Origin of the sequence: Affinirhizobium straminoryzae, assembly GCF_007004135.1 — a bacterium.
In the GTDB taxonomy this organism is placed as follows: Bacteria; Pseudomonadota; Alphaproteobacteria; order Rhizobiales; family Rhizobiaceae; genus Neorhizobium; species Neorhizobium straminoryzae.
In genome coordinates this window covers 1-12445 of sequence record NZ_VJMG01000006.1, presented here as the reverse complement: position 1 = coordinate 12445, position 12445 = coordinate 1, and the positions used below count along the sequence as shown (strand labels likewise).

9 protein-coding genes and 2 pseudogenes are annotated in these 12445 nt (G+C 63.9%); 2 read left to right on the top strand and 9 right to left on the bottom strand.

All coding sequences use genetic code 11. The features are described from left to right. Positions 1 to 18: 18 nt before the first annotated feature. From FNA46_RS02120 to FNA46_RS02080, 9 genes and pseudogenes are all read right to left on the bottom strand, one after another. Positions 19 to 987, bottom strand: a complete 969-nt coding sequence (locus FNA46_RS02120) for an aliphatic sulfonate ABC transporter substrate-binding protein (protein ID WP_142880695.1) — start codon at positions 985 to 987, stop codon at positions 19 to 21. A 280-nt stretch (positions 988 to 1267) separates the two neighbouring features. Then, entirely contained in the window at positions 1268 to 2359 is a 1092-nt protein-coding gene (locus FNA46_RS02115; RefSeq protein ID WP_142880694.1) for an LLM class flavin-dependent oxidoreductase, read from the bottom strand. 38 nt (positions 2360 to 2397) lie between these two features. Beyond that, positions 2398 to 3339: an ABC transporter substrate-binding protein gene (locus FNA46_RS02110; protein WP_142880693.1), complete on the bottom strand. Its 942-nt coding sequence runs from the start codon at positions 3337 to 3339 to the stop codon at positions 2398 to 2400. 66 nt (positions 3340 to 3405) lie between these two features. Next, entirely contained in the window at positions 3406 to 4347 is a 942-nt protein-coding gene (locus FNA46_RS02105; protein ID WP_142880692.1) for an ABC transporter substrate-binding protein, read from the bottom strand. 25 nt (positions 4348 to 4372) lie between these two features. Continuing rightward, positions 4373 to 6153, bottom strand: a pseudogene (locus tag FNA46_RS26505) (amino acid ABC transporter permease/ATP-binding protein). Between the two features lie 11 nt (positions 6154 to 6164). Then, positions 6165 to 6713 carry a GNAT family N-acetyltransferase gene (locus FNA46_RS02095; protein WP_142880691.1) on the bottom strand — a complete coding sequence of 183 codons (549 nt, stop codon included), beginning with the start codon at positions 6711 to 6713 and terminating at the stop codon, positions 6165 to 6167. A 25-nt stretch (positions 6714 to 6738) separates the two neighbouring features. Further along, entirely contained in the window at positions 6739 to 7926 is a 1188-nt protein-coding gene (locus tag FNA46_RS02090; protein ID WP_142880690.1) for a M20 aminoacylase family protein, read from the bottom strand. 49 nt (positions 7927 to 7975) lie between these two features. Beyond that, a complete protein-coding gene (locus FNA46_RS02085) occupies positions 7976 to 9310 on the bottom strand; it encodes an LLM class flavin-dependent oxidoreductase (RefSeq protein WP_142880689.1) in 1335 nt (444 codons plus the stop codon). A gap of 17 nt (positions 9311 to 9327) precedes the next feature. Then, complete coding sequence (locus FNA46_RS02080) at positions 9328 to 10326, bottom strand: MsnO8 family LLM class oxidoreductase (RefSeq protein WP_142880688.1); 999 nt, start codon at positions 10324 to 10326, stop codon at positions 9328 to 9330. A gap of 541 nt (positions 10327 to 10867) precedes the next feature. Here FNA46_RS02080 and FNA46_RS02075 point away from each other — a divergent pair. Then, on the top strand, positions 10868 to 12181 hold the full coding sequence (locus FNA46_RS02075; protein ID WP_142880687.1) for an O-acetylhomoserine aminocarboxypropyltransferase/cysteine synthase family protein: 1314 nt from the start codon (positions 10868 to 10870) through the stop codon (positions 12179 to 12181). A 45-nt stretch (positions 12182 to 12226) separates the two neighbouring features. Continuing rightward, positions 12227 to 12445, top strand: a pseudogene (gene tauA, locus FNA46_RS02070) (taurine ABC transporter substrate-binding protein); the annotation flags it as partial.

The following is a 12445-nucleotide window of genomic DNA, read 5'->3' as shown; positions in this document are numbered from 1 at the left end:
GTCGTGCGGCTCCGAAGATTACTGGCCCACCCCGACAGGCAGATAGGAGGGATCGATGAGCTGGGAGACGGTGGCGGCAACGTCCACATCGGCCTTCACCACCCCGGCTTTCTGCAGGGCAAGGCCGGCGGCGGCAATCGTGCCCGCCTGCTCCTGTCCGATCGCGGAATGGTTGAGGTCGGTCCGCTGCAGCTGGCGCTCGATCACGGGCTCCGGCAGTTTCGTGGCGGCGACCAGTTCAGCCTTCAGCTTGGCCGGGTTCTTTTGCGATTCAGCGCGCGCCTGCTCGTAGGCCCGCAGCACACGCCTGACAATGTCCGGGTGTTGGGCCGCAAATTCCTCGCGAACATTCAGCACACCCCAGCTGTTGTTGGCTGGATTGCGGTGAAAGAGAACGTCACCATCCTCGATCTCGGCCGATGCCATGATCGGATCCAGGCCCGCCCAGGCCGCCACGTCTCCCCGCTTCAGTGCGAGGCGGCCATCCGCATGCTGCAACAGGACCAGTGAAACGTCCTTTTCCGTCAGTCCCGCCTCCGCGAGCGCCCGCACAAGGAAGATATGCGGATCGGTGCCCCGTGTCACGGCGATGGCCTTGCCCTTCAGATCCGCCACCGTGGTGATGCCGGTATCCTTGCGCGTCACCAGCGCCGTCCACTCCGGCTTCGAATAGACATAGACCGACTTGATCGGATTGCCGTTGATGCGACCGATCAGGGCAGCGGCGCCCGCCGTCGAGCCGAAATCAAGGGAACCGGCATTGAGGAATTCCAGCGCCTTGTTGGAGCCGGCAGACTGCACCCAGGTAACCTTGATGCCATCCTTCTCGAATTCCTTTTCCAGAACGCCGTCGGCTTTCAGGACAAGGCTGACGGGATTGTAGGTCGCCCAGTCGATCCGGATTTCCGAGATCTGCGCCGCAAGGGCGGCGACGTGACTTGCTCCTACCAGGGCCAGGGCAGCGGCCAGACGAATGATCGACTTCATTCCAATACCTCCGATTTGGATGAATTATTTCTATAAATTTAATATTATATCGAGAGTGCCCATTCCAAAGTTGGACCCCGGTCTGCATTTCCATACCCTCGCAAGGGCCATGAAAGGATTTCCCATGCCCTCGCCCGTCCTCGCCGGGTATCACCTTGCAGATCTCGTGGCGGCGCGACGGACCGTCAGCCGCATTCCGCCCTCCGTTGCGATCCATGCCGTCGCACCGTCTTCACGGCCATCCGGATGGCAGCCCTCCATCCTCGCAGGCATGGCAGGCCTAGGGTGCGAAACGCCCGCGCTCGGCATCCCGGATTGCCGGGTCTCGAAAACTCCGGGGATCGGGATGCTCTGCCCCGGTGCGACGTTGCCAGCCGATCTGCGGGGCGATCTTTTCGACAAAATCGGTAATGATCTGCAGATACTCCTCCAGCGCGAATTCGTAAGGCAGCTCAAGGCGCAGTTCCTGAACTTCGGACAGAACCGGATCCGCCTGAAGGCGGGCAATGATTTCATCCGAACTGCCGACGAGATCGCGGCTGAACAACGTGCGGCGCGGGCCTTGCGGCGAGAGTGTCCGCTCATGCCGGCTGGCGGCATAGGTCGCGTAGCGGGCCCGCGTTCTTGCATCGGCGCTATCGGTCGGCACGATCACGCGGCCCGCCGCCACCCGCGGTGTGCGGCCGGGCGGCAAGGCGGCGCGATAGGCTCTGAGCTGCGCCAGTTGCGCCTCCTCGAACCGGTCGGACACATCGCCGGAGGTGAGGCTGCCGATCATCAGGTTGAGGCCCTTCGAACCTGTCCATTCATAGGAGCGAAGCGAGCCGCCGCCATACCAGACCCGGTCCCTAAGACCCGGCGCAAAGGGTTGCAGGCGGGCACGCTGGCGGTTGCCGGGTGAGAGAACATAGGTTTCCCCATCGCCCAGATAATGGCCGGAGAGGCTGTCGAGAAGCCGCTCCACCCGCCCGTAGGAGAAATCGAAGCTGCGCCAGTCGCCATCGAAGACCAATGGCGCGACCAGCTCCGCATGCAGCGGCGGACCGGCGCTGACCCCGACATTCAACCGCCCGCCTGCGAGGGAATCGGCCATGGAAAGGTCCTCCGCCAGCCGGAACGGACTTTCATAGCCGAGCTGGATCACGGCAGACCCCAGTTCGATCCGCCGCGTGCGCTGGCTGGCTGCGGCGAGAAACACCGGCGCGGAGGAAACACCATGCTCCAGATGGCGCTGACGCACCCAGGCGCTGTCAAAACCCAGCGCCTCGCCGGCCTCGAAGAGTTTCAGCGTCTCCTCGAGCCCCGCCGCCGGATCGTTATCGGGATAATTGCCAGGGGTGAGGAAGCCGATATGGGCGATGGAGAGAGCCATGGTGGGGAAACCTTTGAAAGCAAAGCGGGGATGCGCGTTCAGTATTTCGGCAGGCCGGGCGGGTTGGTCTCGGATTTCGCCAGGGCCTCCTCGCTCAACTGCCAGCGGTCGAGGATCTTTGCGTAGTCGCCGCTGGCGATCAGTCCGTTCGTGGCAATCGTGAGGGCATTGGCGAGACCGGATCCCTTGCGGGTGGTGATCGCCACATCCGAGCGTTCCGGCCAGCCGGCGGAGAGAAAGCCGACACGCTTGATGTTCTTGTCACGGTTGGCGATGAAGACCAGCGTGGAATGCGGCTGCACGATGACGTCGGCGCGGCCCGATTGCAGCGCAAGCAACTGCGTCGCCTCGTCATCATAATATTGCAGCTCGATCGGCTTCAGGCCCGCCTTGACGTTCTCCTCGCTCCACCGCACCAGGATGCGCTCCTGATTGGTGCCGGCGCCGACGATGATGCGAAGCCCGGCAGCATCCTTCGGTTCGCTGATCGGTCCGATCTTGCTGTCGAGCCGCACGAAGAAACCATGGCCGCCCTTGCGATAGCTGGAGAAATCGAACTTCTCCTTGCGCTGCTCGGTGACGCCGACATTGGAAATCACCGCGTCATACTTGCCGGAGCTGAGGCCGAGCGGCCAGTCGGCCCAGGCGACGGGAATGATGGTCAGCCGCAGGCCAAGGCTTTCGGCAATGGCAGACGCAAGATCGGGATCGGCGCCGACGACCGTCTTGGCATCCGTCGCATAGGTGTTGAGCGGCGGGCCGCCGACGGCCGAGGCGACCGTGAAGGTGCCCGGCGTCACGAACCTGAAATCGGCGGGAACGGCGGCGATCGCTTGTGGATTGGGCTTCACATGAATACGCCCCGTCTGTTCGGGTGACAGGTCGTAGACGCTGTCCGCGCCGGCACGCACCGCCGATGCGGGTCCGAGAGCGACGAGAACCAATGCGGTCGCGAGACTGCGACCAATTTTATCAACCATCGACACGATGATAGTCTCCAGCTTCTGAAACGGGAAAAGGGCGCGCCAGGGGGCGCGCCCCCACAATCACTTCTTCTTCGGCAGACCGGGCGGATTGGTCTTCGATTCCGTGATGGCCTCGGAGGTCAGGTTCCAGCGCGCCAGGGCCCTGGTGTAGTTGCCCTGCCTGATCTCTTCGTTCAGAACCGCCGTGAAGGCATCGGCGATGCCGGATCCCTTGCGGGTTGCAACCGCGATTTCCGCCGTCAGCGGCCAGCCGCCGGAGAAGGTTCCAACCAGCCGCGTCTTGCCTTCCTTCTGCGCCTGGAAGGCCGCTGTCGCATTCGGACCGAGATAGACATCGGCGCGGCCGGCCTGCAGGGCGAGGTCAAGCACCGCCTGGTCGTCGTAATACTGAACCTCGGTTGCCGGCAGGCCCTTGGCCTTGTTCTCTTCGATCCAGCGCAGCAGGATCTGCTCCTGGTTCGTCGCGGCGCCGACGATGACCTTCAGGCCGGCGACGTCTTCCGGCTTCGAGATCGCCTTCACCTTGCCGTCCCTGGCGGCATAGAAGCCCAGCAGGTCGTTACGATAGCTGGAGAAATCAAACTTCTCCTTGCGCTCTTCCGTCACCGTCACGTTGGAGATCACGGCGTCATACTTGCCGGAGGCAAGACCCAGCGGCCAGTCGGCCCAGGCAATCGGCACCAGTTGCAGCTGCAACCCCAGCCCGTCGGCGATCAGCTGGGCCAGATCCGGCTCGATGCCGATCGGGGTCCTGGTATCGCTCGCATAATCCACCAGCGGCAGGCGGAAGGGAACCGTTGCGACCGTCAGCTTGCCGGGCGTCACGAAGGTGAAGCCGGCCGGGATCAGCTTGATCGCCGCCTCGACCTTCTGCGCCCGCACGCGCCCCTTCTGCTCCGGCGAAAGATCGACCTCCTGCGCATGGGCGATACCGGCGACGGATGCGGCAAGGGCGACAAGGCCCGCCACAACAGTGCTGAAAATACTTTTGGAATAAGACATGTCAGGTGTTCCTCTGATGTTTTCGTTAGAGAACCTTGGCCAGGAATTCCGCAGTGCGCGGATGGTCCGGCGTGTTGAAGAGCTTGTCCGGCGTACCGGTCTCGAGAATGCGTCCCTGCTCCATGAAGACGACCAGATCCGCCACCTCGCGGGCAAAGCCGATCTCGTGCGTCACGATCACCAGCGTGGTGCCGGAGCGGGAAAGTTCGCGGATCACCTCCAGCACTTCGCCCACCAGCTCCGGGTCGAGCGCGGAGGTCGGCTCGTCGAACAGGAGAACCTTGGGCTTGAGGGCCAGGGCGCGGGCAATGGCGACGCGCTGCTGCTGGCCGCCGGAGAGCTGGCGCGGATAGGCATCCGCCTTGTCGGCCAGGCCGACGCGGGCCAGAAGCTCGCGCGCCTCCCGTTCGGCCTGTTCACGGGCAAGTCCACGCACGGTGACGGGCGCCTCCACGATGTTGTCGAGAACAGTCAGATGCGGGAAGAGATTGAAGTTCTGGAACACCATGCCGACTTCGACGCGGCGCTTCAGGATGTCCTTCTCCTTCAGCTCGTAGAGCGTCTCGCCCTCCTGCCGATAGCCGACCAGCTGACCGTCAATGGCAATGAAACCTTCATCGACCCGTTCGAGATGGTTGATCGAGCGCAGCAGCGTCGACTTGCCGGAGCCCGACTGACCGAGGATGACGGTGACGCTGCCCGCCGCAAGCGTCAACGACACATCGTCGAGAACCTTCAGCGGACCGAGCTCTTGGAGACGCCCTGGATCGTCACGTCGCCGCCATGCGCGTGAAGCGGCGCGATGCTGACCGAACGGTCCACCTGCGTTGGGAGAACAGCGCTCTGCGTCTGATGCGTTCCGGCAAGGCGCCGCGACAGGCGCGAGAGCAGCGAGGGGGGCAGCGTGCGCAGCGCGCCACGGGCATAATGCCGTTCGATATGGTGCTGGACCAGCGACAGCACCGTGAGGATGACGAGATACCAGACCGTCGCCACCATCAGCAGCGGAATGACCTCCAGATTGCGACGGTAGATGATCTGGATCGTGTAGAACAGTTCCGGCAGCGCCAGGATGTAGACCTGCGAGGTGCCCTTGGCGAGCCCGATGATATCGTTGAAGGCGGTGGGCAGGATGGAGCGCATGGCCTGCGGCAGGATGATGCGCCTCGCCTGCCGGCCCCGCGGCAGGCCGAGTGCGGCGGCCGCCTCGAGCTGTCCCTGATCGACCGAGAGAATGCCGCCCCGGATGATCTCGGAGGCGAAGGCGGCCTGGTTCAGCGTCAGGCCGAGCAGCGCCGCGGCAAACGGCGTCATGATCTGCGTGGTGTTCCAGCTGATGAAATTGATGCCGGTAAAGGGCACGCCGATCGTCACGGTCTCGTAGAGATAGCCGAGATTGTTGAGGATCAGCAGCAGGACGACGAGCGGAATGGAGCGAAAGATCCAGATATAGGTCCAGGACAGACCTGACAGCAGCGGCGAACGGGACACGCGCGCCAGGGCGAGCGCCGTGCCGAGCGTGAAGCCTGAAATCGTGCCCAGCAGGGTCAGCAGCAGCGTGCGGCCGAGGCCGACGAGCACCGGTTCTGCAAAGAACCATTGCGCAAAGACATCCCAGCCCCAGCGCGGATTGGTGAACACCGAATGCAGCGCGACCCCGATGACGAGAAGCGCAAACAGCGTGCCGGCGGTGCGGGCCGGATAGCGGGCCGGAACGATCCTGTACTGGGCAAAACCGGTGCGGGGGCGGGACGAGGGGGACGCGCTGGCCACGCCCGTCTCGACGAAATCTGTTGTGACAGCCATGCGAAAGCCCCTCATGCGCTCGGCCGCACGTCCGCCACGGGACGCTGCAGGGAATGGGCAGGACGATGGCGCTCCACCTTCAGGTGTTTCTCGAAGGGCAGCTTCACGATGGTTTCCGGCGCAGCCGTGGTGTCGAACAGCGCGGTGTAGCCATTGGTGAGATAAAGGCCGACCGCCTCCGGCTGGCGAAAGCCGGTGGTGAGATAGACCCGGTGGTATCCCTGCCGGATCGCCTGGGCCTCCAGTTCCAGAAGCACCTTGCGCGCCAGACCCTGGCGGCGCAGCGTTGCGTCGGTCCAGATCCGCTTGAACTCCGCCGTTCCCTCGTCGGCATGGGCCATGAAGGCGCCGCCGGCAATGGCCCTGCCCTCCCGCAGCAGCAGCAGGAAATTGCCGTGCGGCGGCTGGAAGACCTCGGCCGGATAGCGGTTGATTTCCTTCTTCGCGCCCTCGGCATCGAAGAAGCTGCCGTAACGGCTGTCATATTCGAACGTCAGCTGCTCCAGCAGCGGCGCCGCCAGCGGGTCGAGCGGGCTGGTGTAATGGAAATGATCGCTCATGGCGTTCTCCTTGGATCGTGGCAGATCAGGACAGGAAGGTCTCGGCCAGCCGCACCCAGAGGGTTGCGGCTGGCGCGATGATGTCGTCGTTGAAGCGGTAATGGGGGCTATGGAGCGGCGCGCCCTCGCCATTGCCGACGAAGACGTAAGCGCCGGGACGCGCCTGCAGCATGTAGGCAAAATCCTCGCTGGCGGTGCGCGGCCGGAAATCGGCAATCACCGTTCCGGCCGGGAAGTTGCGCTCGGCCACGTCCCGGACAAAGGCCGTCTCGGCCTCGTGGTTGACGACGGCCGGAAAGCCGCGCCGATACTTGACCTCGGCCGAGGCGCCGAAGCTTTCGGCCTGGGAGCGCGCAAGCGCCGGCACCCGCGTCTCCAGCCTCGCCCGGACCTCCTCGGTGAAGGCGCGCAGGGTCAGCTTCAGCTCGACGCTTTCCGGAATGACGTTGGAGGCGGCGCCGCCGTGAATGGAGCCGACCGTCACGACCGCCGTTTCAAGCGGATCGATGTTGCGCGACACGATGCTCTGCAGCGCCGTGATGAGGCTTGCCGAGGCGAGCACCGGATCGACAGCCTCATGCGGAGACGCGCCATGGCCGCCCTTGCCGCGAACGGTGATGAGCGCCTGATCCACCGAGGCCATGGCCGGCCCCGCCACGAAGCCGAACCTGCCCGCCGCCACCCCCGGCCAGTTGTGCAGGCCGAAGACCGCATCGACGGGGAAGCGCTCGAACAGGCCCTGCCCGATCATCGCCTTGGCCCCGGCGCCGATCTCTTCCGCCGGCTGGAAGATCAGAACCAGCGTGCCCTCGAAGGCAACTTCTTCCGCGAGATAACGCGCCGCGGCGAGCAGAATGGCCGTATGCCCGTCATGGCCGCAGGCATGCATCACACCCGCATTCTCCGAGGTAAACGGTTGCCCGGTCTCCTCGGTGATGGGCAGCGCATCGAAATCGGCGCGGATGCCGAGGCGCTTCGATCCCCGGCCGCGCTTCAGCGTGGCGACCACGCCGGTGCCACCGATGCCTTCCTGCACGGTGTAGCCATAGGAGAGCAGGTAGCGGGCGATGACACCTGCGGTGCGCTTCTCCTCGAAGGCGAGTTCGGGGTGGCGATGCAGATCGTGCCGCAGGGCGATGATCTCATCGAGAAAGGCGAAATCGATCACCCCGGCAGGATCGCCCGGGCGACCGCCGTTCACATGAACATTCATGACAGGACTCCAAAGCTTGCGCGGCAGGGTTGGCTTTGACGGCCGGGTGTCAGGCGCGGGCCTTTTCCCAGGCCTCCAGCCTGGCGTAATGGCTTGACTTGAACGGCAGGCCGAGATTTTCGCGCAGTATGGCACCGGTCAGCTGACCGTCGAAATAGCCGCGCGCCTTCAGGATCGGGATGACCAGTTCGATGAAATCGTCGAGACCCTCGGCAATCACCGGAAAACCGAGGATGAAGCCGTCTGCGGCACCGTTTTCCACCCAGTCGATGATCGTGTCGGCCACCGTCTCGGCCGAACCAACGAAGCCTTCACGCGGCGTGGCCGCCTCGAGCGCCGCCTCGCGCAGCGTCTGCCCCTTTTCGCGGGCCACACGCTTGATACGATCGGTGGTCGAGCGGAAGCTGTTCTTGCCGATGTCACCGAGGTCCGGGAACGGGGCGTCGAGTGGATAGACGCTGAAATCGTGATGATCGAAGAAGCGACCGAGATAGGCGAGCGCCTCCTCGATGGTGATCAGATTGCGGATGATCTGGTATTTCTCTTCCGCTTCCGCTTGCGTGCGGCCAACGACCGGACCGATGCCCGGGAAAATCTTCACGTCATCCGCAGAGCGCCCCTGCGCGACCGCCGCCTGCTTCACGCGTTGCAGGAAGCTGCGATTTTCCTCCAGCGACACCGAATTGGTGAAAACGGCATCGGCGTGACGACCGGCAAGGCCGATGCCGGCATCGGAAGACCCGGCCTGGAAGACGACCGGCTGGCCCTGCGGAGATCGCTGGATGTTGAGGGGCCCTTCCACGGAGAAGAAGCGGCCCTTGTGATCGAGCCGGTGCAGCTTCTCGCGGTCGAAGAACTGGCCGGTCTCGCGATTGCGCACGAAGGCGTCATCGTCCCAGCTGTCCCACAGGCCCTTCACAACCTCCAGATATTCCTGGGCGATCTCGTAGCGCAGCGCATGTTCCGGATGCTGGCGGCTGTAATTGCGCGCTGTGCCTTCCAGCGGCGTGGTCACCGCATTCCAGCCGGCGCGCCCGCCACTGATGAGGTCCAGCGAGGCGAACTGCCGCGCCACCGTGAAGGGGTCGCTGTAGGAGGTGGAAACGGTGCCCGCCAGCCCGAAGCGGCTGGTGACGGTGGCAAGCGCCGACAGGATCGTCAGCGGCTCGAAGCGGTTGAGGAAATGCGGGATCGACTTCTCGTTGATGTAGAGCCCGTCGGCCACGAAGCCGAAGGCGATGCCGGCGGCTTCCGCCTTCTGCGCGACGCTCTGGAAGAAGGCGAGGTTGACGCTGGCATCGACCGGACTTTTGGGATGGCGCCAGGCGTTCATATGGCCGCCAGCGCCCTGTAGCATGATTCCGAAGGTGATTTTCTTGCTCATGGGATGATGCTCCGAGGTCAGGCGGCCGCCGAAAGAGGCTGGCGCGCCAGAAGTTCGATGGATGCCAGCCGCTCGTCGGCGCTGACGGCGGGCGGCTCGAGAATGAATTCCTCGATGCCGTAGCGGGCCGAGAGATCGGCGAGCTCGGCGTGGATCGTCTCCGGCGTCCCGTGCAGGATGCTCGGCTTGCGCTCCTCGATGCGGAAACTCTTCGCGCCGGCCTGCCGGGCAAATTCCTCCGCCTGCTCCCGCCGCCCGAGACTGACGGACTGTCCGTTGTCGAGGAAGACCTTGAAGACTTTCAGGTCCGCCACCTGTTCCGCAGCGCGTGCCGCATCGGTGGAGGCGAGCACGGCCAGCGCGAGGATGGCGCTCTTGCCACCGCTTTCGGCGCGGAAAGTCTCCAGGCTGAGGCGAAGGTTTTCCGGATCGCCGTTCAGGTGACCGGCAAAGACGAAATGCCAGCCCTGCTGCGCGGCCAGCCGCGCGCTGTCCGGGCTTGCCCCCAGCAAGAACCGCTCGGCGCTGACGGGCGGCTGCGGCCCCGCAACCGGGCGCGCCGGATCCCGTCCGACGCGGACGGCTTCATCCAGATAGGTTGTCAATGCCGCGAGCTGGGCGGCAAAATCCGGCTTTTCCGCGCGGTAGACCTGCAAGGCCTGCGTCGCATTCGGCAGACCGCCCGGCGTCTTGCCGATCCCGAGATCGACGCGACCCGGCGCCAGAGAAGACAGCAGGTTGAAGGTCTCGGCAACCTTGTAGGGGCTGTAATGCTGCAGCATGACGCCCCCGGAGCCGACGCGGATGCGCGAGGTATTGGCGAGGATCCAGCTGACCAGCACCTCCGGTGCAGAGCTTGCCAGTTCGGTGGTGCCGTGATGCTCCGCCACCCAGAAGCGCCGATAACCCAGCTCTTCCGCACGCCTGGCAAGGTTGACGGTGTTCGCCAGCGCGGTCACGGCGCTGTCTCCTGCGCGAACCGGACTTTTATCCAGAAGACTGAGCTGATAGGGCATGGGCATCTCCAACAATTTATCGGAGATTATTTATTCTATGTATTTTATAGATTTATAAGCAATGAATTTGCGTAAGTCGGAAACGATCGGGAAAATTTGGTGCGCGCCTGTCGATTGCACAACCTGACGGATGCGGCCGAGCCTCGCATTGTCCAGCGGCGCCAACCGACCACAGACGGCCCGACACGTCAGCCCGACTCCGCTCGACGCTCTTTGCATGGCGCCAGCTCCGCCCGTGGGCGTCTCGGCGATCTCTTGCGGATTACAATCAGGGTTAAGTGTCAGGGCCCATCTGGTCCCGTGCCTCCCATCGGGACATCCAAAATGTCCTGCAAGCTGTGCGCGCCATCCGGGTCCGGGGGTGCTTGCCCAACGCATCTGCGGCATCCCTGCTTCGGCCCCTTCCAAAGACGGAGGCGAATTTTTCTCTTCTGTTCGCAAATTCGCAATTTTTATAATCTGTAGAATTTATGGACTAACCTATCCTCATCCTCAGTGTCCATGAAGCGCCGATGGCGCCGGGACTGCAGAGGAGAGGCACATGACGAAGATTTCAAATTCCGAAACCCTTGCGTTGCACGCGGGCTGGCGGGCAGATCCTGCCACGGGGGCGGTCCAGCCGCCGATCTACCAGACGACGTCGTTCCAGTTCCAGAACGCCGACCATGCCTCGCGCCTCTTCGCGCTGGAGGAACTCGGGCCGATCTATACCCGTATCGGCAATCCGACCAATGATGTTCTGGAACAGCGTCTGGCGGCGCTGGAAGGCGGTGCGGCCGCTCTGGTTCTGGCCTCCGGACAGGCTGCCTCGGCCTTCGCGATCCAGAACCTGGCGCGGGCGGGTGATAACATCGTCAGCTCGACCGACCTCTATGGCGGCACCTGGAACCTGTTTGCCAACACCCTGAAGGATCAGGGCATCGAGGTGCGCTTCGTCGATCCGCAGGATCCGGAAGCCTTTGCCCGTGCAACCGACGAGCGCACGCGCGCCTACTATGCCGAAACCCTGCCGAACCCCAAGCTGCAGGTCTTCCCGATCGCGGAGGTCGCCGCCATCGGGCGCAAGCTCGGCATTCCGCTGATCGTCGACAATACCGCAGCGCCACTCCTCGCGCGCCCCTTCGACCACGGCGCCGCCATCGTCGTTTACTCGACCACCAAATATATCGGCGGCCATGGCTCTTCCATCGGCGGCGCCATCATCGACGGCGGCAATTTCGATTGGGAGGCCGCTGCGGCACGCCAGCCGGCGCTCAACACGCCGGATCCGAGCTACCACGGCGCTGTCTGGGTGGAAGCAACCCGGGCGCTTGGCCCCGTCGCCTACATCATCAAGGCGCGCACCACCCTGCTGCGTGACCTCGGAGCGGCACTGTCCCCCTTCAACGCCTTCCTGACGCTGCAAGGGATCGAGACCTTGCCGCTGCGCATCGAACGGCACAGCAGCAATGCGCAGAAGGTGGCGGAATTCCTGTCCCGGCATCCGGAGGTCACCAAGGTCATCTATCCGGGCCTGCAGACCGGTACGGCACGTGCACGCGCCGATGCCGTCCTGAAGGGGGGCTATGGTGGTCTCGTGGGCTTTGAGCTGGCAGGCGGACGCGATGCCGGTCGACGCTTCATCGATGCGCTGACACTGCATTATCACGTGGCCAATATCGGCGATGCCCGCAGCCTTGCCATTCATCCGGCCTCCACCACGCATTCGCAGCTGAGCGCCGAGGACCAGCGCAAGACGGGCGTGACGGAAGGCTATGTGCGCCTTTCGGTCGGCATCGAGCATATCGACGACATTCTGGCCGATCTCGAGCGCGGCCTGGAAGCCGCCCAGTCGTTCAAGGCGGCGGCGGAATAAGCGCTGTCTTACCGATCAACACGAAGATATTCAGGGAGATCCGACATGTTTTCCATTTCACGGCGCGGGCTTGCAACGCTGGCACTTGCGACCGGCCTGACCGCGACCCTTGCAGCGACAGGCGCTTTTGCCGCCGACGTCACGATCAATATCGGCTACCAGCCGATCGTCGAGCCATCGCGCGTGCCGCAGGCCGACGGGACCTATGAGGCTGCCACCAAGGCCAAGATCAACTGGAAGAAGTTCGACAGCGGCGCGGATGTC